Genomic DNA, 22,375 nt, shown 5'->3' with positions numbered 1-22,375 from the left:
TTTTAATTTTATTATATTCCGGTTATAAATTCGGTTCAGAATTTCTTTCGTCCGCGCCGTCGTTTAAATCAAGCTCTATACTTGGCTTTAAAACTATATCCTTAACTCTTGCTTTGCCGTTATCCATTACGCTTATAATCGCAAATGCGCCGTTTTGAGTGATATCTCTTTCCATATCAAGAGCTCTTTTAACAGGCAAGAAAAACGCCTCAACCCCAAAGATAGCCGAATTTCTATAAGATGGTATCCTGCCTGCTAAAAATACTCCGCTTTCAGGCTTTTTAAAGCTATGTTTTTCAAATTTATAAATGCCGTCTTTATCTTCTTTTAAGATAGCAAAAATTTTATTTCCTTCTAAATTTTCGCTTTGTAAATCATCTTGAAGTCTTGAAAAATCGTAATTTAAACTTACGTAATTTCCACGCAATAAATCTCTTGGATCATATAAGCTAACATCTACTTTAATCTCTTTTCCAAAATAAATCGGAGCGTAAGCATAGCCAAGCATGCCAAAAAGAGCTAAAATTTGAAAAATTATGGCTAAAAAAATAAGATTAAATTTCATTTTGCCCTCTTTTTTCTTGAAACAACAAGCACGGTAACCGCAAAGGCTAAAAATAACAAACTAGCGCCTATGTAATCGCCTATTAGATCGATATATCTAACGATAGCCACCGCAAAAATAGCAAATAGTCCAAGCTTGACGTAATCTTGTTTGATAAGAACCACGCCCGCCAATACGCTTAAAAACGAATAAACCGCATCGGTATACTCAAACGCATATCCGATAACAAGCGGCAAGATAAGCATCGCTACGCAAAGTCCTGCCGTATAAAATCGCCTAAATATAAGAGATAAAGCAAGCGCACCGCAGACAAAAGCAAGATACATGGTGCCGTAAAAACCCTTGTAAAATACAAAGACATCATTCATTTGAGGTTCATAACCGTAATACCTAATGCTATCTGTAGTCATTGCAAAAAGCAGCGTGAATAGTCCTATTGATATAGAAGCTTTTCTTAAATACTCTGCCGTTAAAAAGCGATTAAAATGCTCCAAAGCAAAAGAAATTCCTAAACAAAGAAGCAGATAGCCAAGAGATAGCAAGATGAGGTTGTTGCTAGTTATCAGCCAAAATTCACTTCCTCCGTAATAGTTGGTGATATCTGAAACCAAGTAGATAAAAATCCCTACAAAAAGCGCCGAAGTAAGCAGTCTTGACTCTTCTTTTAAAAGGGAAAATATAGATAAAGCAAAAAATATAACTATGCCGTGCGATAGCGTTTTAAGCTCAAGCTCTAAAACAAACCAAATTAGCGCGATGATAAGCGCTTGAGCCGTTATTATCGATTTTTCAGAAGAAAGTGCGATCGCAAATGCGCCGATAGCCCAAAGAAGAATGCCGTTTGGCATATGCTCTCCAAGATGATAAATTTGAGCTATAAGAGCTATAGCCGCACCATAACAAAAATTTCCCAAGAAAAAAAGAGCCGTGCTTTGAGATTCATTGCCTTTTTTAAGCATATAAAATGCGCCTAAATTTACAAAAGCCGTAACACTTACTACTATAGCAAGCCTAGCTATACGCGGTATCTCTTCCCAATTAGCACCCACGAGAGTTATGAGAGAAAGCGCAAAGAACAGATACGCCACAAGCTTTAAAATAAGGCTGTTTTTATCGCTTATGTTTTGCAAATCAATTCCATAACTTTGAGCTATGCGCTGTGCGGTTAAACGATCCACAAGTCCGCTTTCTTGCCACTTTACAAGTTCGTTGGCAAGGAAATTTTTATTTAGTATATTCATATCTTCTTTTCTTTTACCGTTTTTCTATTTCGTCCCGCAAAATAAAGTATGATATATCCAACAAGCCCCGAAATAAAAGAAGCTATAAGGATGGCAAGCTTATCGGCGTAAGCAAATTCGTAAGTATCGTTATAAGAAAGCGAATTTATAAACAAACTCATCGTAAAGCCGATGCCCGTAAGCACGCTAAGTCCGTAAAACTGAAGCACGGTTGAATACTTAGGCAATCTTGCAAATCCAAGCTTGATTGCTATCATACAAAATCCAAAAACGCCAAGCTGCTTACCGACAAAAAGACCCAAAATAACGCCCATTGAAGCGGGATGAAGAAGTTGCTCTACGCCTATTCCTTTAAGAGAAATTCCGGCATTTACAAAGGCAAAAACCGGCAAAACAAAAAACGCTATGTAGCCGTGCAGGTTGTGCTCGATATCTTTTAGCATGGATTTGCCGTTGGTATCGGGCTTAATCGGTATAAAAAATGCAGCGATAACTCCCGCAAGCGTAGCATGAACACCTGATTTAAGAACGCTGACCCAAAGTATAATGCCCAAAATAAGATATACGGCTTGTCTATTTACCTTGAAGAAATTCAGAGCAAAAAGTCCAAGGATAGCCACTGCAGAAACTGCAAAAGAAATTATCGAAAGATCGCCGCTGTAAAAAATAGCAATTATCAAAATGGCGCAAACGTCATCGATAATCGCAAGCGTAACTAAGAAAATTTTAAGGCTTGCAGGCACTCTAGTGCCTAAAATCATAATAATGCCAAGCGCAAATGCGACATCCGTAGCCGTCGGTATCGCCCAACCCTTAACTGCAAAAGCGTCATTGTGATTTAGCGAGTAAAATATAAGCGCAGGCACGATTATACCGCCTATAGCTCCCACTACGGGCAGGATAACCTGAGATATATTTCTTAGCTCGCCTTCTACTATCTCACGCTTAAGCTCAAGCCCCAAAAGAAAGAAAAATATCGACATAAGACCGTCGTTTACCCAGAGTATAAGAGGCTTTTTAAGCTCAAATTCGCCAAATGAAAATCCCATATTTATACGCAAAAAAGAGTTATAAAAATCGCTTAAAAATCCATTTTGAAAGATGATAGCAAGGACTGCGGCAAACATCAATAATACGCCAGAACTTGCTTCGTGATTTACAAATTTTCGAAAAGAAAAACTACTCAATATTTAGCCTTTAAAAGTAATAAATTTTCAATAAATATTCGATTTTATCATTAAGTTACTAAATATGAAATAAAATAAAAATATCAAAATAGGAGTTTAAACAGGCGAATTTTGTAGCTTGATTCGCCTGTTTTTAAGTTAGGATTGAGGAACGGCGGCTTTGGTCAGCTTTGCGAATTTAACCCCCTTAAGACCTGCTATCTTTTCGCAAAATTTCTCTATGCAAGCCGCTTTGCCACGCAATACTAGCGTTTCAAGGCAGTTGTGATGATCTATATGGACATGAGTCGTACAGGTGATATGAATTTCTGCGTCATGCTCTATATTCATCATTTTCACTACAAGGTCGTTTTGATGATGAGTGTATATCAGAGTAAGAACTCCTATAAGCTCTTCATCTGCGTTTTTCCAACTGTCGCTAATGATCTTTTCTCTTATCAAATCTCGAGTAAATTCACTTCTGGACGCATAACCTTGCGAGCTTACTTTTTTGTCAAGTTCATCTAGCAGTTGTTTCGGTAAAGAAACGCTGAATCTTATAATTTCATCCATAGTAACTCCTTTAAGTGAATTTATATTAATATTATATGATATAAATCTTATATTTATATTAATGCAAACGTCAATTGTCCGATAGATACGGAAGAATCGTTAGTAGGCAAGTTCTTATTGTAATAATAATTTATGTTATTATCTTTAAAAATATTAATTATTTTTTTTAAGAAAACTCTATTTTGAAAGACCCCGCCTGAAAGCAGGACATCATATCTTTTTGAGATGGCTATTTTAGCAACCACTTCACAAAGTCCGTTTATAAAGCCTGTAGCGGCTATAACTTTATCATCTTTTAAGGCTTGCGCGAAAGCGTCTTTAAATTCTATCTTGTTTTGCGCTATTTCAAATTTGTAGCTTACATCCAAATTTTCATCATAAAGTGCTTCTAACTCCATTCCGGCTTCACCTTCGTAACTTATAGTATCAAGTCCTAGTATAATGCTACCAAACGCGTCAAATATCCTTCCTAGCGAGCTTGTGGCAACAGAGTTTATTTTCTTATCATGCATTGTTTTTAAATTTTTTAACTCACGAGAGTTAAATTTGCTTAAAAATTGATCAGCAGTTTCCTCCAAGTGATATTTTAATATTATCGAGTAAGCTATCTTATATATGTTTTTAATACTACTCTCCCCTCCAAGCAATAAAAACTCATCAAAATGAAAAATCCTATCATATTGTTTGCCATTGATGAGTAAAATCTCCCCACCCCATATCGTATCGTTACTTCCATACCCGGTCCCGTCAAAGCAAAAACCGAGATATTTTTTATCTATATCAAGATTATGCTCAAAGATAACCGATAGCAAATGAGCATAATGGTGCTGAATTTGAGTGATTTTAGCCCCGTTTTTAGCTGCATACTCTTTCGCCCATTTTAAATTTAAAAAATAAGGATGCAAGTCGGCTATTATCTCGTCAAATTTAAGCTCATAAACCTGGGCAAAAAGCTCAATTAAAGAGCAAAACCTCTCATAAGTCGCTATATTTTTAAGATCTCCTATATAAGGGCTTATCATCACTTCGCCATCTTTATATATAGCAAACTGGTTTTTTAACTCCGCTCCCACTGCTAAAATAGTGCGTTTATCTTTAAAATTAGTATGCAAAAATTTAGGATTTACCCCCCTGCTGGTTCGTAAAAAAACAGGCTCATCATCCGCAACAAAAACTATACTATCATCGCTTGGAGAGCAAATTTCTCGGTCATTATCAAGATAATAATCAATCACGTCGCTCATTTTTTCAAGCAAGCTGGCTTCATTATAAATTATAGGCTCACCTGAAATATTTGCGGAAGTCGCCACAATGTCGTTTTTTAGGTATTCAAATAGCAAAAGATGAACACCCGTGTATGGCAAAAATATACCTATTTTATTAAGATTTGGCGCGATTTGAGTTGACAAATTTGACTCAGATTTTCTTTCAAGAACCACTATAGGCTTTAAATTTGAAGTTAAAATTTGCTCTTCGACAGGGCTTATATATGCGTGTTTTTTAGCATTTTGCAAATTTTTACACATGATAGCAAAAGGCTTTTTAGGACGGTGCTTTCTAGCTCTTAGCTCATTTACCGCTTCTTCGTTTGTAGCATCACACACCAGATGAAAGCCACCAAGCCCTTTGACGGCTAAAATTTTACCTTCATTCATAAGCTCTGCGGCGGTTTTTACACTTTCGTTTACTGTTGTTACTATTTTTCCAAATTTATCTTTTAGGCTTAGTCTTGGACCACAGTTTGGGCAAGATATCGGCTGAGCGTGATATCTTCTGTTGGTTGGGTCTTTATATTCACTCTCGCAAAACTCGCACATCTTAAACTTATCCATAGTCGTATTTATACGGTCATACGGAAGTGATTTGATGATTGAAAATCTAGGTCCGCAGTTAGTACAGTTTATAAAAGGATAGTGATAGCGAGGATTCGTGACATCATAAAATTCTCGCTCGCAATCAACACAAAGTGCAAAGTCGGGCAAGATAGGCGCATTTTTTTTAGCAGATTTTGAAGGAATTATCTTAAAGTCACTAAATTTAACATCATCAAGCTCAAATTTTAAAATTTCATCGATTCTAGCTAGACTAGGAAGCTCATCTATCAATGCTTTATCAAATTTGGCTAACGCCTCATCTTCGCCATAAAGGGTTAATTTAACGCCTTCGTCATCATTATATACTTCGCCGAAAAGAGCGAATTTAAGAGCTAAATTATAGACAAAAGGACGAAATCCGACCCCCTGAACAAGACCTGAAATTTCATACTTTACGCATCTCTTCAAGCGAAAGTCCTTTGCTAAATTTTGCGCTAACGCCTACTCTTAAGTGCTTTGTCATCAAATTCGAAAGAGTCTTACACTCAAACAAAGAGCCTTGCAAAACAATGTGCTTAAACTCAAAATCCTCTCTTAAAACATCGCAAAAATCGGCTATAAAATGTGCAAACGACTCAAGATAACCAAAGCTTAAAATCTTATCATCAACTCCGGCTAGGCGAAAGCTCATGCCACTTCTTACAAATTTAACGATGTCAAAGCCGGTTTTTGAAGCCATTTTAAAATCAAGCCTTGGTCCCTTAGGTCCGTTAAAATCCATCGCGTTTTGAAGCAGTTTAATGCCCGCTTTTTTAAAATCGTCATCAAAGCCAAAAATTTTGCCGACTATGCAAAACAGTGAAAAAAAGCTATTTGTGGCATTTATATCTCCGCTTGCAAGAGGAAAATTTGCGCTAAAATTTGACACAAGCCTATCTCCGCCCTCCTCTTTTGATATCATTTCAAAAATCTCTTCAAAACTGCTTGGAATTTGTAAATTTAGCACTTCAAAATCGTTATTTTTAGTATAAATTTTAAACTCGTCATCTTCAAATTTGCTTAAAAAAACCCTAAGTTTATTTTCATCTTTCATGCCTAATTCATCTGCACTTAGATAAAAGTTGGCTAAATTTTTATCCTTTGAAGCCTCTATGAAGTCTCCAAAGCCATTTTTGTAATAAATTTGAGCATTTGAAAATATGTATTCGTTTTCTAAAACTGTAGCTTTAAAAAGCTCTTTATCGCATTTAAGCGCGATGAAATTTACACCCTCCTCAAAAAGTCTTTCGCAAAGCGCGTAGATAAATATGTCCCTAGGAGCTTTCACATCAAAAAAATGCGGCGCATTTGGGTGGTTTTGCCTGTAAAGAGTGCTTGTCTTAAGCTCCCCCACAGGTTTTTCGTAGCTTGCAAGAGCGATTTGCGAATTTTGATCGGATATAAAAATTTTTGGCAAATTTTTAAGCTTGGTAGGCATTAGGATATCAAAATTACCGTTTAACTCAGCAAAGTTTAAAATTTCAAAATTTCCCTCCAAATCTTTAAATTTTAAACTCTCTCCTTTTTTAAAACTTAAAATCGCAAAATCCAAAAGCTCTTTAAAATTTTCTTTTGAAACCGCTTCAAATTTATCATCTTTAAATAGCTTAACATCACTAAAAATTTCGTTTTCACAAGCTGAAATGTTGCCTTCATGAAAATCTTGTATCATCTTTGGAGTGATGTTTGAAAGAGTGTTTTTAAACTCTTTTTGCTCGCCTTTTAACTCATCGCTTACAAAAACACGAGAATTTGATAAAAATATAAAGTGCGGTATGAGAGTTGAAATTTCATCAGAAAATTTTAAAAGTTCTTCCTGCTCACCTTCTAAATAAAGCCTTGTATATAAACCTTCTTGCTCTATGCCGCAAGGAAATCCGCTTTTTTTAACATAAAAATTTAGAAAAAACGCCAAATTTTCATTTGAGTTTGCATACTCAAATTCATAAACTAGTATCATCAGATGCCTTTGTTTTTGTATTCGTTTGCGAGGTCTATTATATTTAAATTTGAGATTTTTTCATAGCTAAATCCAAGCTCTTCAAGGTGCTTTAGCAGTGTTTTTTCCATGACTTTGGCACTAGCTTGAATTTCGCTTGAGAGTTCAAAGCTCATAGGCTCTATGCGCTTTGGAACTACGCCTAAAATTTTAGTCTTTGGCATGTCTCCGGCTAGATCCATAAGCTGAAGAGTCTGAAGCATCTCAACCTCATGCGCCGAGCCATCCCATGAAATTTGATTTGGCATCGCTTCGTAGTCGAAAAAATAGACATCGCCTATGCTTGATTCATCAGCGCTTATGCAATCAACCACTATAAGATAGTCAAATTCCGCTATAATCGGAGTTAAAGCTATCGCCAAGGTGCCGCCGTCAACAAAATCTAAAGAGTTAGTTTCGTGAGTAAATTTGTAGTTTCTTTTTATCATTTCGGTAAAATGAACTCCGACACCTTCGTCGGAGAACATTACATTACCGATGCCAAGGATGAGCACCTTCATATATCAGTGCTCTTCTTTGACGAATTTATATCCGCTTACAACGGCATCCATAGCACCGTTTTTGCCTTTAACCGCGTTAAATACGGCCATATAGATATGAACCGGAACAAATATCATTATGATCCACATTGCTACGCGGTGAATCGTTCTAACATTTGCAAGTCCGCCCATAAGCTCCTCAAAATATCTCATCGGCTCATAAAATAGCCCGCCAAGCCCTTCGTGATAAACATGCACATAAAGCACCATGCCTGTTAGGCAGATCACAAAAAGCACAAGATAAAAGAACAAATATGACGCAAACTGAAGCGGGTTATACACGCCTCTTAGGTGCGGATGCGGTCCTAAAAATATATAGTATTTGATCTGCGCTATCCAAACTTTTGGACTAAAGAAATCATAAATACTTGCAAGCTCTTTTCTACTAAGCTTATCAAAGAAGAAAAGATAAAGCTTAAATATCGTAACCGCAATGAGTATAAATCCCGCCACTTGGTGAGCCGCACGCCATTTTGCATTTAAAAATATCGTAGGCTCGTTAGTAACCTCAGGAGCTATAAACACATAAGATATATAAAACCCGCTTACGACTAGAAATGCAATCGCTACAAATCTAATCCAGTGCGTAAGCCTAAGACCTATCGAAAATTCGTATTCGCTGATGCGATCGGGTTTATGATGTGACATAAATCCTCCTTACAAATTTGGATTTATTTTGTATTCGCTAATCTTATTTCCCTTAGTATCCATAACGTGAACCGCACAAGCGATACATGGATCGTAAGAGTGAATTTTACGAATAATTTCAAGCGGCTGAGTTAAATCGGCTATCTTTAGCCCGATTATACACTCCTCGTATGATCCGCGAATGCCGTTTGCATCCTTTGGAGAAGCATTCCAAGTTGACGGAACTACCGCTTGCCAGTTTGTTATAACGCCGTCTTTAATTCTGCACCAGTGAGATAAAGCGCCTCTTGGAGCATTGCCCGCAAAGTAGCCTTTATACTCTTTTTTATTGTCTATTACGTATTTAGCGCAAGTTTCTTGATCTGTTTTTAAATTTTCAATCAAGTTATTAAATGCCGTTAAGCCGTGATCGGCAACTACTTTCGCCTCAAGCATACGAGTAGCCGTTCTTCCTAGTGTTGAGAATATAGCGCTTATCGGAAGTCCTGTCTCTTGCAAGAATTTATCCACGATAGGCACTACTCTTTTGTTTCCTCTTGCATAATTAACCACGATACTTGCGATAGGGCCTACTTGCATAGGCTTGCCCTCATATCTTGGAGCTTTTATCCAGCTATATTTACCCTTAGCGTCAAATACTTTAGTATCAACCATCTTGCCATGCCCGTCAAGGGTCTTCATATCAACCAGCCCCGTATAGTTAGGATCTGTTTTTCCGTCATACGGATGAAGCGGTTTATCATCCTTATACCAAGCGCGAGTAGCCTCTTCGGTTATTTTCATATCGTCTACTTCATAAACCTTGCTTAAATCACCGTTTAGAACTATACCGCTTTGGAATAAATTATCGTTTCTGCCGACTAAAAATTCATCATAAGATAAGAAATTCGCCACTCCTACGTCATTTAGTACGCTTGGCTCGTTTCCGTAAGCTTTAGCAGCCATTAAGATATCAGGATAGTAAGCGCGATTTACAAAATCAACCGTCTCTTTAAATTTGGTTAGATATTCACCAAGTCTTGACGGACTTAAAAGATCCATAACGCAGGTTACGCCACCTACTGTTAAGCTTTGCGGATGCGGGTTTTTAGAGCCAAATATAGCCATCATTTGAGCTATGGTTCTTTGCATACTTAAGCATTCTAAATAGTGTGAAAGCACTATCAAATTTTGCTCAGGAGTGAAGCGATATGTACTATGCCCCCAGTAGGCGTTTGCAAACGGTCCTAAATTTCCTTTTTTTGCAAATGCCGCAACCTTTTCTTTAACTTCTTTTAGTTTATCCGCTCCCGTAGCATACGGAGTTTCGCAATATTTAAACGCCTCTTCGCTAGCCTTTCTCGGATCTGCTTCAAGCGCGGAGACGATATCGACCCAGTCAAGTCCGTGGAGTTGGTAAAAATGCACAACGTGGTCGTGAAGATAAAGAGCTGCGTTCATAAGCGTTCTAGTAAGCTCTGCATTAAGCGGAGGAACTATACCAAGAGCCTTTTCAACGGCGACAATTCCCGCTCTATAGTGAGAATATGTGCAAACTCCGCAAATTCTTTGAGTAAAAAATCCCGCATCTCTAGGATCGCGACCCTTTACTATCTGCTCTATTCCTCTCCATAAGGTAGAGCCAGAATAAGCCTCTTTAACTACGTTATTTTCATCTACGACAACCTCTACTCGAAGGTGTCCTTCAATCCTCGTTACGGGATCTATTACTATTCTTTGTTCGCTCATTGTTACGCCTTTTTCTCATCTTTATCTTTTGCAAAAGTAGCGATAGCTGCGTGCGCTGCCATACCAATACCTGCAAGAGCCAAAACTCCTATACCGATCTTATCGCTTACGTTATCGGCGCCAAGCCCCAAAACGGTATTGTAAAGTCTATCGCCCATAGGCTCTTCAAACGGTCCCATTGTATCCCAGAAATCAGGCTCACTACAACCTATGCAGCCGTGACCTGCTTGAACCGGCCAACTTGTGTGCTGATTAAATCTCTCGCGTGAGCAGTTGTTAAACGTATATGGACCCTTGCAGCCGACTTTATACAAGCAGTATCCGTCTTTTGCGCCTTCATCACCAAATCTTTGGACAAATTCGCCAGCATCAAAGCGTCCGCGTCTTTCGCAAAGATCATGAATTCTAAGCCCGTAAGCCCATTTTGGACGATTAAACACATCAAGCGAAGGAATAGTCCCAAATAAAATATAATGAAGCACGTTTCCAACGATATTTTTCTCACTCGGAGGACAGCCAGGGACATTTATAACGGGTTTGCTTGTAGCCTTGCTTAGAGCTTGAGAATTTGAAGGGTTTGGCTTAGCCGCTTGAACTCCGCCAAAGCTAGAACAGGTTCCGATAGCAAAGATAGCCGCGGCGTTTTCACTAGCGTGTTTTGCATGATAGTATCCCGTATAGCCAAGAGGTCCTACGGTAAGATATCCTTCGGTAGCACCCATAGGGATACCACCTTCTACTAAAAGAATATACTTTCCTTTATACTTTTCTATAGCATGCTCTAAATTCTCCTCAGCCTGCCAGCCTGAAGCAGCCATGATAGTCTCGTGATATTCAAGCGAGATATAGTCAAATATCAAACTATCAATCGTAGGAGTATCCGTTCTTAGTAAGCTTTCAGAACAGCCCGTACATTCGGCCATATGAAGCCAAATCACAGGCAAGCGATCGCTTAACTCCGCAGCCTTTGCGACGATAGGCGTCATAGATGCAGGAAGCGCCATAAAAGCAGTCATCGCACCCGCCCACTTCATAAAATCACGACGAGTAAAGCCTTTTGCCCTTAAAGCCTCGGTGATAGAGCTATCATTCTTTACTCTTGGCATCTTAGCCAAAAGATTAAGACGTTCGTTTATCCTAGCTAGGACATCCTCTCTCATACTCTCTCCTTTTAAGTTAGATATTTAGTAAATCTGCCATATTTGCATATATTAAATTATGGTTTGTAAAAGCTTAAATTTTGATTAACAGTTATAAATTTGGTGATTACAGAGCGTAAGTATTACCTAAAATATAAAAATAATATTACATATGCAATCTCATAATATTACTACTATTTTTCTTATTTAACATTTATTAAAAAAATTAAATAAAAAATTTAATAAATATTTTATATTATATTCGGAATGGGCTTTATTTTCAGTTTTTATAAGATATTTAAAAACATATTTTGCAAGCCGATTTTATCAATAACGTATTAACACAGTAATAAAATAGTAATTTTTCTAAAATAAAAAAGATAATTTAAATTTTACAAATTAAGATAATTTTTATCCGAAAATTTTAGAGCCATTGGTATTTTTGAGTTTTTTCCAGACGGTATCGCTATATTCGGGCTGAAACGTCGAGTGTCCTATGTTGAATTCGTATAAGAGTTCGCAAGAAAGCTCATTTGATATCTGACCGAATTTAAGAGCGTCGTCGCTACTTATAACGATATGAGAGGTTAAAACATACATATTGTGCGTGATTTCAACTATATGGATATCATGAGCTTGAAGCACTTTTTCATGGCTTTCAATCAAATTTTTAACCTCGTCAATCTTAACAGGCGAGGTTTCAAGCAAGATATTTAAGCTGGCTTTTATAAGAGAATAAGACCACTTTGCTATCATAAAAGCTATAACCAAAGCAAGCAGGCTATCTATCCAGTAAGCGCCCGTAAAATAAACGATAATACCTCCTATAACTACGCCTACGGAGCTTAGCAGATCGCTCATCATATGCAAAAAGGATGATTTTATGTTTATATTTTCCATATCGGCTTTTAGTAAAATATAGCCCGTTATAGCATTTACCAAAAGCCCAAGAACGGCTATGACTATGAGCGTTTTAGCATCTATGGGCTCGGGTCTAATTAGCTTATAAATCGCCTCATATAAGATAAACACGACAAAAATCGCAGTCGTAATAGAATTCACAAAAGCGGCTAAAATTTCAGCCCTATGGAAGCCAAACGTCCTTTCTTTGGCTCCTTCTTGCTCACTAAGCCAGATGGCAAAATAGCTCAAAGATAGCGCAAACACATGAGAAAACATATGCAAAGTATCGCTTAGAAGCGCTAAAGAATTTGTAAGTATGGAGTATATGAACTGCACCGCCATAGCAACAGCGGTAATTACAATACCTAGCTTCAATGCTTTTTTATTTGTCGTTTTATGAGAGTGGTTGTGGGAGTGTCCATGAGAGTGATCACCATGACTAGATGAGTGTCTTTCTATGGGTTCATGGTGCATATAGTCTTTATAAGCGCAATTCATTATCAAAATTCTCCTAAATTTTAGGTTATTTTACAAGCCGATATTTTAATTTTAGCTTTTGTTTTAAGTCATCATGGATTTAGCAGGCAAATACAATGAATAAGAGCGATAATTAATAAAATTTAGATCAGAATTCAAACCGATCTTAACGATCATGTATCTTTTTAAATTTAACCTAAATTTTGCTGCATAATATTTAAAATTTGAGAGTTTATCTGTAAAATTTTACCGTTTATAGTAGCGCTTTGGACGCTTAAGCTCTTTAGCATCTCTTTTGCATAAGGATTTTCGTTTTTACTCAGCTCTTTTATTTTGGCGTTTATCTCTTCAAGCTGCTTTTGAAGCTCTTTTAAGATCTCCTTTAGCTTTTTAATCATCTCGTCGCTACTCTCGTTTGAAGAGGTTAAAATTTCACTTGAAAGCTGTTTTGCCTTCTCCAAATTCCTATGTTCTTTAGGGGTATAGAGGTTAAATCCGCTTAAATTTAAATTTATATTCATATCAAGTCTTTACCTGATAAATAAATCGGAAATTTAAGGCGAAATTTTAGAGGTTTTTAAATTTTACCTCGCCAAAGCATTAAGCGAGGTAAAATTAAGTCTATTTTTTAGGATAGGTCATCTCTTCTGGACGAACGTATTTGTCAAATTCTTCAGCTGTTAAAATTCCTAAATTTACAGCCTCTTCTTTTAGCGTGGTGCCGTTTTGATGAGCGGTTTTAGCTATTTTAGCCGCATTTTCATATCCTATATAAGGATTTAGCGCAGTTACTAGCATAAGCGAGCCGTGCAAATAGCCGTCTATCACTTTTAAATTCGGCTCAATCCCCACAGCACAGTGATCGTTAAAGCTTATCATCGCATCGCTTAAAAGTCTGATTGATTGAAGCAAGTTATAAGTAAGCACCGGTTTAAACACATTTAGCTCGAAATTTCCTTGAGAGGCGCTAAGAGTTACCGCAAAGTGATTTGCCATGACTTGAACCGATACCATCGTCATCGCTTCGCACTGCGTCGGATTTACTTTGCCCGGCATTATGGAGCTTCCAGGCTCGTTTTCAGGGATAAAAATTTCGCCTATACCGCATCTTGGACCGCTTGCAAGCCATCTTATGTCGTTTGCGATTTTCATCAAATTTGCGGCTAGTCCATCAAGCGCACCGCTTAAAAACACCTCGCCGTCATGGCTTGTAAGCCCGTGAAATTTATTCGGATGAGAGATAAATTTAAACTCGCTTTTAGTTAGATTGTTTAACTCTTCGCTTACTAAATTTGAGAACTCAGGGTGCGAATTTAGTCCCGTTCCTACGGCGGTTCCGCCTATAGCAAGCTCACAAAGATATTTCATAGAGTCATTTACTTGAAGCTGCGCTTTTCTTAGCATCTCGACATATCCGCTAAGCTCTTGTCCAAGGGTTAGCGGAGTAGCGTCTTGAAGGTGCGTGCGCCCTATTTTGACTATATCTTTAAATTTCTCGCTCTTGCTCTCTAAAGTCTTTTTAAGCTTGCTGATAGCTGGCAAAAGCTGCTTTTGAAGCTCTATCACAAAGGCTATTCTCATCGCAGTCGGATACGTGTCGTTTGAGCTTTGGCCCTTATTTACGTCATCGTTTGGATGAACGAGTTTTTTTACCCTAAAGTCCTCTCCCAAAATTTCAGTGGCTCTGTTTGCGATAACTTCATTTAGGTTCATGTTTGACTGCGTGCCTGAACCTGTCTGCCAGACTACAAGAGGGAAATTTCCGCACAGTTTGCCGTCTATAATCTCATCACAGGCTTGTGATATGGCTTTGGTTTTTGACTCATCAAGCCTGTTTAACTTGTGATTGACTATGGCGCAAGCTTTTTTAAGATATGCAAAGCCTTTAATGACCTCTCTTGGCATCTTCTCTTCGCCTATTTTAAAGTTCTCAAAACTTCTTTCGGTTTGAGCACCCCAATACTTATCGTTTGGCACCTGAATTTCGCCCATAGTGTCTTTTTCTATGCGGTAATCCATGTCTTTCCTTTTAAAAAAATTAATGTTAGTAATTATATATGATATTTTATAAATTTAATCCAAATCATAAAATCTGATATAATTTTACAATGAATAAAAAATTAATCAAGCCTCTCATCTATATAACCGTTTTTTGCGCCGTTTGCTTTGCACTGTTTTTGGTGCTAGACTACGCCTACCCGCTTAATAAAAACGCTTTAAAAAGAGAAAATTCGGTAATTATATTTGACAAACACGGCAAGATAATCACAATGCGTCCAAGCAAGGATAAAATTTGGCGTTTTGACGCTCAAAATATACCAAAAGTGCTAAAAGATAGCGTTTTGCTCTTTGAGGATAGATACTTCTACTACCATTTTGGCTTTAATCCTTTTTCGATGGCTAGAGCCGCGCTTCATAATTTAACCCACAAAAACCGCATAGGAGCTTCAACCATAACAATGCAAGTAGCCCGCATGATGAGCCCGAAAGAGCGGACATACGCAAATAAAATCAAAGAAATTTTTACCGCCTTTCAGCTTGAATGGCACTACACAAAAGATGAAATTTTAAAATTTTACTTTAATCTCGCTCCTTATGGCGGCAATATAGAAGGCGTTGGGGCGGCTGCGAGGTTTTATTTTAATAAAAATCTAAAAGATCTAAGCATTGCTCAAATGGCTCTTCTTAGCACGATTCCTAAAAACCCAAACGCAAATCGTCTTGATAAAAAATCAAATATAAACTCGCTTAAAAACCGTGTCGTAAAGCTACTTTACGAAGCTAAAGTGATAGATAAGAGCGGATTTAACAGAGCTAAACAAGAGCCTTTTAAAAACCAAAGATTTAGCGCCCCTTTTGAGGCTAAGCAATACTCTCAAATCGCTCTAAAAAGCGGTATATCAAACTCAAATTTAGATCTTGGTTTCCAAAAAATTTTAAATACGAATCTAAAATTTACGGCAAATTCTTTTATCCAAAAAAAGGCTCATAATGCCGCAGGAATCATAATAGACAATGAAAATATGAGCGTTATAGCCTATGTAGGCTCACATGACGAAAGAGCGTTTGAAGGGCAAAACGACGGCGTTTTAATGAGTAGAAACGTGGGCTCAACCCTAAAGCCTTTTATATTTTCACTTGGGCTTGACGAGGGGATTATAACGCCTAAAATGCAGATGATAGATACGGAAATTTTCCTTGGAGAATACGTTCCTAAAAACTATGACAACGAATTTCTAGGACTGGTTTCGGCTACCGAAGCGCTTGCTCTTAGCCTAAATATCCCTTCTGTAAATTTAAACAACAAACTTGGCGAAAATTCTCTTTACGAGCTGCTTAAAAGGTTAAATTTAGTCCAAAAAAGCAAGGAATTTTACGGCGAGAGTATAGCTTTAGGAAGCGCTGAGATGAGTCTTTTAAATTTAGCTCATCTTTACACTATCTACGCAAACGAAGGCAGGCTAAAACCGCTTGAAGTAGCGGGCAAAATCATAGATAAAGACATGCAGCTCATAAGCCCGCAAAGTGCGTTTTTAACCGCTAAAATGCTCTCAAGCGCATCAAGAGCTTACCTTGGGATGATATGGCAATACGCCAAAGATACTCCGCAAATAGCTTTTAAGACGGGTACAAGCTACGGCTCACGCGACATATACGCCATAGGAGTTAATAAAAACTATACCGTGGCTGTTTGGTTTGGAAATTTTAATGGCAAAAAAACAGACAATCTAAGCGGAATTCACGATGCTTCAAGAGCGGTTTTTGATATATTTAAGCTGCTTGCGCAAAGAGAAAATTTAAGCTTTATAAATAGACCCGAAAATATAGCTTATGAACCTACATGCCTTGACGCTTTTGCGTTTAAAGAGTGCAGAAACAAACAAGAAGACGAGCTTATCAAGGGAGTTTTACCAAAAGATAAGTGCAAGATGATTCGTAGCGAAGAGATAGCGTTTTTGCTTAAAAATAACCAAATTTCAAAAGATGATTTGCTAAACAGCCCTTGTTATGATGAGTTTAAAAAATTTAGACCGCTGATAGCTGCGCCGTTTAACAATCAAATTTTATTAAGTGACGATAACGCAACTAAAGTTGTGCTAAAATGTTACGCATATATCGGTGATGAAATTTATTATAAATTAAATCAAAACGAGTGGCAAAAAAGCCAAAACGGCATGGATAATATGCTGTTTTTAGATTTTGGCAAGCACAAGATCGGATGTCTGGATGAAAATTCAAATTTAAGTGAAGTAAATATCGAAATAAGGAGGTTTTAATGCTTTTAAGGTCTTTACTGGCTATGCTTTTGCTAGCTTTTAATCTCAATGCTTTTATCCTGACGGGTGAGCTTAAAAATGCCGACGGCGAAAGCATAATGCTTGGCATATCAAAAGATAAGCCGTTTAAAAAATCACAAATCGGCACCATAACGCATAAAAAGCTTTTAGAGTGCACTCCACAGCTTGATGCCGTATATGAATATGCGCAAGACTACCTGATCGTATATCCAAAAAACGGCTTTAGAAAAGGGGTTGATTATACATGCAAAAATAGCGAATCTTCGATTAATTTTTATGGAGGAAATTTTATACTTGATTCTTTATTTATATTTTCAAGCAAGGATTTTTCGGTAAATTTTAACGACAAGCTAACCGAAGAGGAATTCGTAAAAAACGTAAAAATTTACAATAAAGACAACCTATCCAAACACGACGTAAAATACAAAATAACAAAAAATGGCGACAAGGGTTTTGTCATAAAGATACTTGAAGAGCCTAAAAATTTAGAATTTTTTATATCTAAAAATTTAAAAAATATAGCGGGCGGAAATTTAGATGATGACTACATAATTTCCGCTAATCAAGACTTCTCTGAACCAAATTTCGTCGATAATCCAAAGGCAAGAACCCTCATCCTTGATATGCTTGAAGCCAAGAGTCTTGAGGGCGGCAAGCTAGCTGCTAGGCTTTATTTAAAAGATTGGATATCAACTTACGATAACAACATCAAGAAATTTATAAAGATACAAGGAGTTGAGAGCTTTCAAGTAAGCGAAACATACTACACCTCAGACAGTATGGCAAACGAGGGGTATTATTATTTCATAGATATCACAAGTGACGAATTTAAGCCTCAAACCAAGTATCAAATCATCTTTAACGAAGGCTTTGGAGATGACTATGCACTTGTAAGAGAGCGGGTTGATTTTGATATAAAATTTGGCGATTTAAATCCGTTTTTAAAATTTAGCGACAATATGCTTTATATCTCAAACATCGGCGAAATCGGCATAGAAAGCGTAAATACTCCTACTGCTAAAGTAGTAGTAGAAAAGCTAAAAGAGCAAAACTATAGATATTTTTTAAATTTCAATAGCTCAAATTTAAACTCTTATGTCGAAGAAGTTGCAAGCAAAAACTACGAGCTGGGCGGAGTTAAAAACGAAATTTTAAAGCATAAAATAAAGCTTGATTTTCCAAATAGCGGTGATGGCGTATATCTCATAACGATTTATTACGACAAGGATAAAAGAGCGCAAAAGGCGGTATATCTAAGCGATATCGGACTTAACGTAAAAGTCTCAAACGATGAAGTGTTTTTGTTTGCTTCAAGACTTAGCCAAAATGCCGTAGTAGCAAATGCCGACGTTAAAATTTACTCGGTCAAAAACGACGTAATCGCATCAGGCATAACAAACGACGAGGGTGTCTTTAAATTTAATAAAAAAGACATAGGTAAAGATATAGCTTCCGCAACCGTTAGTCTCGGAAAAGAACAAGGGTTTATAATACTTGCTCAAAACGAAAAGCTAAACTCAAACGGATATTTTCAAACCGGCGATAGAGCCGAAAAATACGATGCTTACGTGCATTTTGCAAGCAATATCATAAGACCTGAAGAAAATATAAAAGGCGAGATAATCATCAAAAACGAGCTGTTTAAAGCTCTTGCAAAGATGCCGGTTAAAATCAAAATCAAAGATCCGCAAAATAAAATCATCTTAAATAAAAATTTTCAGACCAACGAACTTGGCGTAATAAATTTCGATGAATTTATCAACTCGGCTCTAACAGGCTCGTTTAGATTTGAGATAATCTTTGCAAATAAAATCATAGGCGAATATAATTTTTCGGTTGAGTCATTCACTCCTCAACGCATAAAAAACAGCATAGCGCTTAAAAAGAAAATTTACGGCATAGACGAGATAATCCAAGCCGACTTGCAAAGTAATTATCTCTTTGGCTCGCCTGCTTCAAATTTACAAGGAAACGTAAGCCTTCAGCTCTATCAAACAGAGTATAAAAACGATAAATTTAAAGACTTTAAATTTAGTAACGACGAGCTAAAAAATAACGGCTTAAACCAGATAGAAAAACCTGTAACTCTTGATAACAACGGCAAGGCAAGCAAGATTTTTAAAATATCCGATTTAAGACCTGAATATACCGCAAGTATCGTTGGAGGCGCGATTGTATTTAGCATAAATGATGATGGCAAAAACGTAAGTTCAAGCGAAAATTTAACCATATATCCTTTTAAATCGATGGTGGGCATAAAAGCCGATAAAGACTACGTAGATACCAATGAAAACGTGAATTTTAGCTTCATTAGCATTGATCCTTTTACATCAGAAGAGATAAAAGATACTCCAAAGGCTATCGAGATAAAAAGAAAAATTTGGAGTTATAACTTCGATAGTCAAGGCGTATTAAGATGGAACAGCTCTTATGAGCTGGTAGAAAATTTATCTCAAGATACAAATAATTTTACATATAATTTTACGCAAAGTGGTGATTATGAAGTTATAATAAGCGACGTTTCAAGCGGACATAGCGCGAGCGTTCGTATCGACGTAAGCGGTTGGGACTATAGCTCCTTGCAGCCTACAAAAGAGCTTGCCAAAGCTCAAATCAAGCTAAATCAAAAAAGCTACAAAAAGGGCGACGTGATGAGCGTTGATGTAAGTTCTGTGCTTAAAAACGCTCTTGGTATCATCACTCTTGAAAGCGACGGAGTTAAAAAATACAAAGTAGTAAATATCCAAAACAACTCCGCAAACGCCAAATTTGAGCTTGATTTTGACTTTGAAGGGTTATATGTAAGCGCGACGATTGTGCGTGTAGCTGATAATGACTTGCTTCCGTTTAGAACTTACGATAAGGTTTATGCAAAAGCTGATAAATCACACAGAATGCTAAACGTAAGTGTAAATGCACCAAAAACGGTTAGATCAAACTCCAAATTTAAAGCAAGCGTAAAGACCGATCCAAACGCAAAAGTTACTCTCTTTGCGGTTGATGAGGGAGTGCTTCAAGTCACAAATCAAAAACTAAAAAGCCCTCTTGAATTCTTTGACAAGATGCTTGCTGATTTCGTTATTGACTTTGACATCTACTCAAATTTGACAGGGTTTAAAAAAGAAGGTAAAGTTCTTAGCTTCGGTGGAGACGGCGCTATGGCTCTAATGGAGATGAGAATGGCGAAATTTGCAAGCCCTGTCGATAAGAAAAACATCAAAACCTATATCAAAATGCAAACAGCAAAAGCCGACGCAAACGGAGATGTTAGCTTTGATGTAGAGGTTCCAAGCGACTTTAACTCTCAGATAAATTTAGCAGTCATAGCGACAACTGAAAATAAATTAGGCAGTAGCATAAAAGCCGTTGATGTAAAAGACGATATCATCCTTAAACCTACGCAAAGCGCTTACTTTATAAAAGGCGATAACATAAACTACATCTTAAGAGTTATAAATACCACAAACGAAGCCAAGGAGCTAAATTTAACACTTGAGACAAATTTAAAAGCCAAACTCGAAAAAGATAAGATAAGTCTAAAACCAAATGAAAATTTAAAGATAGCAGTTGCACTTGACGTAAACGAAACAGGCAAGTCATATCTGAAATTTAGCGCAAATGACGGCAAGGAAACTTATAGTCATAAGCTAAATTTTGACGCTATACACCCTTATCCGCTTAGCACTTTTGCAAAATCATTCCAAGCAAGCGAGCAAAAAACAATAACTCTTGATAGTGATTTTAAGAGCATAAGAATAGATGCGTCAAATTCTATAAAAAGCATGCTTGGGGCAAATAGCGATAAGCTTATCAACTATCCTTACGGATGCTCAGAGCAACGCTCTTCAAGGCTTTTAGAGCTAAACTATATGGTTTTAACAAACAAAGACAAAAGCAAAGCTCAAGCAAAAGCCGATGAAGCCGATGTTAAGAGATTTTTAAATGCGGGACTTAACGACCTCATTAAAATGCAAAAGAGCGACGGAAGTTTTGGCTACTGGAGCGAGCTAAGCTATACAAATAACTTCGCTTCGATTTATGCCATAGATACTATCTTAACGCTTGAAAAATCAGGCTTTGAAATAGATAAAGCGGTAAAATCAAGAGCGATAAAATGGCTTGAAAATTTTGGCTCAAACGACAATTTCCAAGCTCTATATGCAGCTTATATCTTAAGCGGACAAAAGAAGCTTGATCGCTCGGTTTTAAATGCGCTTTATGATCAAAAAAGATATACAAACAGCGCGCTTGATGGTTACTTGATGGCAGCTATCTTAAAAAATGAAGGGCTAAACAAAGAAAGCTCAAAAGTACTAAAAGAGATAAGTAAAACTTTTTACGATAAAGAAAGCGACCTGCCTGATAACTTTGGCTCAAGGATCAGAAACACCGCGTTTATGCTGCTAATCCATGCAAACCACTTTGAGAAAAATGCATTTAGTGATGAGATGGCGGATTATCTGATCAAGCGAGTAGATAAACTCTACTCGACTCAAGAGAGAGCCTTTACACTAAGAGCACTTAGAGAATACATCAAAGACACAAGCGGCGAGAATAAATTTAAGCTTATCAGCGACGGTCACGAGCTTAAATTTGACGGACTCGGCGCTATAAATATCACGCCTATCAAGCCCGAGATCACGATCGTGCCTGAAAAAGGTTCAAGCGTATATCTTGGAGTGACAAGCTATGCTTACAAGCCGCTTGAGATAAATCACAAATTTGATAAAAAAGGGCTTGATATCATGAGAAAATTTGTCGGCAAAGACGGCAAAGAGATAGATATCAACAACCTTAAGTTAAACGATGTGATATACTCTAAGCTTATGATCAAAACCGATGACTACATAAGAAACGGAGTTATAAACGAGCAAATCAGCCCTTGCTTTGAGATCATAAACGAAAACATAGCTCCAAATTTAAGAACCAAAGCAACCACAAATACTCTAAATGTGGAGCATAACGTGATAGCTGATGATAGAGTGCTTACATTCTACTCTCTTAGCTCAGGATACGTGAATGAAAAGGATAAGACGCCATTTACCCTTTACACTCCGCTTAGAGTTGTGATGAGCGGCAAGTGCATGCTTCCTGCAGTCATAACTGAAAATATGTATGATGAGAGCATGAGCGATTACGATTTAGCTCAAAAAGAATTCATCGTAAAATAACTTCACAAAAAGCGGCTTTGTTAATTAAAGCCGCTTTTATTATCCTTAAATTTCAGCCTACTTTTATAAATTTAA

15 protein-coding genes are annotated in these 22,375 nt (G+C 37.2%); 2 read left to right on the top strand and 13 right to left on the bottom strand.

What is annotated here, in order from left to right; all coding sequences use genetic code 11:
* Positions 1–22: 22 nt before the first annotated feature.
* The 13 genes from ACHJH3_RS08040 to fumC all read right to left on the bottom strand — a co-directional run bounded on the left by ACHJH3_RS08040 (position 23) and on the right by fumC (position 14,850).
* Positions 23–565, bottom strand: a complete 543-nt coding sequence (locus ACHJH3_RS08040) for a GDYXXLXY domain-containing protein (RefSeq protein WP_407064372.1) — start codon at positions 563–565, stop codon at positions 23–25.
* Positions 562–1,806 carry a DUF2157 domain-containing protein gene (locus ACHJH3_RS08035; protein ID WP_407064371.1) on the bottom strand — a complete coding sequence of 415 codons (1,245 nt, stop codon included), beginning with the start codon at positions 1,804–1,806 and terminating at the stop codon, positions 562–564. Before ACHJH3_RS08035 ends, ACHJH3_RS08040 begins: the two co-directional genes overlap by 4 nt.
* Positions 1,803–2,993: a Na+/H+ antiporter NhaA gene (gene nhaA / locus ACHJH3_RS08030; protein ID WP_407064370.1), complete on the bottom strand. Its 1,191-nt coding sequence runs from the start codon at positions 2,991–2,993 to the stop codon at positions 1,803–1,805. The genes ACHJH3_RS08035 and nhaA overlap by 4 nt, the downstream gene beginning before the upstream one ends.
* A gap of 138 nt (positions 2,994–3,131) precedes the next feature.
* The gene (gene nikR / locus ACHJH3_RS08025) at positions 3,132–3,545 is read right to left on the bottom strand and encodes a nickel-responsive transcriptional regulator NikR (RefSeq protein ID WP_169940945.1); all 414 of its coding nucleotides are present in this window, start codon (positions 3,543–3,545) and stop codon (positions 3,132–3,134) included.
* A gap of 53 nt (positions 3,546–3,598) precedes the next feature.
* Entirely contained in the window at positions 3,599–5,827 is a 2,229-nt protein-coding gene (hypF, locus tag ACHJH3_RS08020) for a carbamoyltransferase HypF (protein ID WP_407064369.1), read from the bottom strand.
* The gene (locus ACHJH3_RS08015) at positions 5,805–7,358 is read right to left on the bottom strand and encodes a hypothetical protein (protein WP_407064368.1); all 1,554 of its coding nucleotides are present in this window, start codon (positions 7,356–7,358) and stop codon (positions 5,805–5,807) included. The genes hypF and ACHJH3_RS08015 overlap by 23 nt, the downstream gene beginning before the upstream one ends.
* Entirely contained in the window at positions 7,358–7,897 is a 540-nt protein-coding gene (locus tag ACHJH3_RS08010; protein ID WP_407064367.1) for a HyaD/HybD family hydrogenase maturation endopeptidase, read from the bottom strand. The genes ACHJH3_RS08015 and ACHJH3_RS08010 overlap by 1 nt, the downstream gene beginning before the upstream one ends.
* A gap of 3 nt (positions 7,898–7,900) precedes the next feature.
* On the bottom strand, positions 7,901–8,584 hold the full coding sequence (cybH, locus tag ACHJH3_RS08005; RefSeq protein ID WP_169940953.1) for a Ni/Fe-hydrogenase, b-type cytochrome subunit: 684 nt from the start codon (positions 8,582–8,584) through the stop codon (positions 7,901–7,903).
* A 9-nt stretch (positions 8,585–8,593) separates the two neighbouring features.
* Entirely contained in the window at positions 8,594–10,312 is a 1,719-nt protein-coding gene (locus ACHJH3_RS08000; RefSeq protein WP_407064366.1) for a nickel-dependent hydrogenase large subunit, read from the bottom strand.
* A 2-nt stretch (positions 10,313–10,314) separates the two neighbouring features.
* Positions 10,315–11,472 (bottom strand): hydrogenase small subunit, encoded by a 1,158-nt coding sequence (locus ACHJH3_RS07995; protein WP_173031044.1) that lies wholly within the window; start codon positions 11,470–11,472, stop codon positions 10,315–10,317.
* 390 nt (positions 11,473–11,862) lie between these two features.
* On the bottom strand, positions 11,863–12,852 hold the full coding sequence (locus ACHJH3_RS07990) for a cation diffusion facilitator family transporter (RefSeq protein WP_407064365.1): 990 nt from the start codon (positions 12,850–12,852) through the stop codon (positions 11,863–11,865).
* Positions 12,853–13,022: 170 nt separating this feature from the next.
* Positions 13,023–13,352, bottom strand: coding sequence for a hypothetical protein (locus tag ACHJH3_RS07985; protein WP_407064364.1), 330 nt, complete (start codon positions 13,350–13,352; stop codon positions 13,023–13,025).
* A 100-nt stretch (positions 13,353–13,452) separates the two neighbouring features.
* Positions 13,453–14,850 carry a class II fumarate hydratase gene (gene fumC, locus ACHJH3_RS07980; RefSeq protein ID WP_407064363.1) on the bottom strand — a complete coding sequence of 466 codons (1,398 nt, stop codon included), beginning with the start codon at positions 14,848–14,850 and terminating at the stop codon, positions 13,453–13,455.
* Between the two features lie 89 nt (positions 14,851–14,939).
* Between fumC and pbpC the strand changes: the two genes are divergently transcribed.
* Together pbpC and ACHJH3_RS07970 are read left to right on the top strand one after the other, a co-directional pair.
* Positions 14,940–17,108, top strand: a complete 2,169-nt coding sequence (pbpC, locus tag ACHJH3_RS07975; protein ID WP_407064362.1) for a penicillin-binding protein 1C — start codon at positions 14,940–14,942, stop codon at positions 17,106–17,108.
* Positions 17,108–22,300: an alpha-2-macroglobulin family protein gene (locus ACHJH3_RS07970; protein ID WP_407064361.1), complete on the top strand. Its 5,193-nt coding sequence runs from the start codon at positions 17,108–17,110 to the stop codon at positions 22,298–22,300. The genes pbpC and ACHJH3_RS07970 overlap by 1 nt, the downstream gene beginning before the upstream one ends.
* Positions 22,301–22,375: the final 75 nt, after the last annotated feature.

This window comes from Campylobacter canis (assembly GCF_045504005.1).
GTDB classification, from domain to species: Bacteria; Campylobacterota; Campylobacteria; order Campylobacterales; family Campylobacteraceae; genus Campylobacter_A; species Campylobacter_A canis.
The sequence above is the reverse complement of the archived record's forward strand: the minus strand, read 5'-3'. Positions and strand labels throughout refer to the sequence as shown.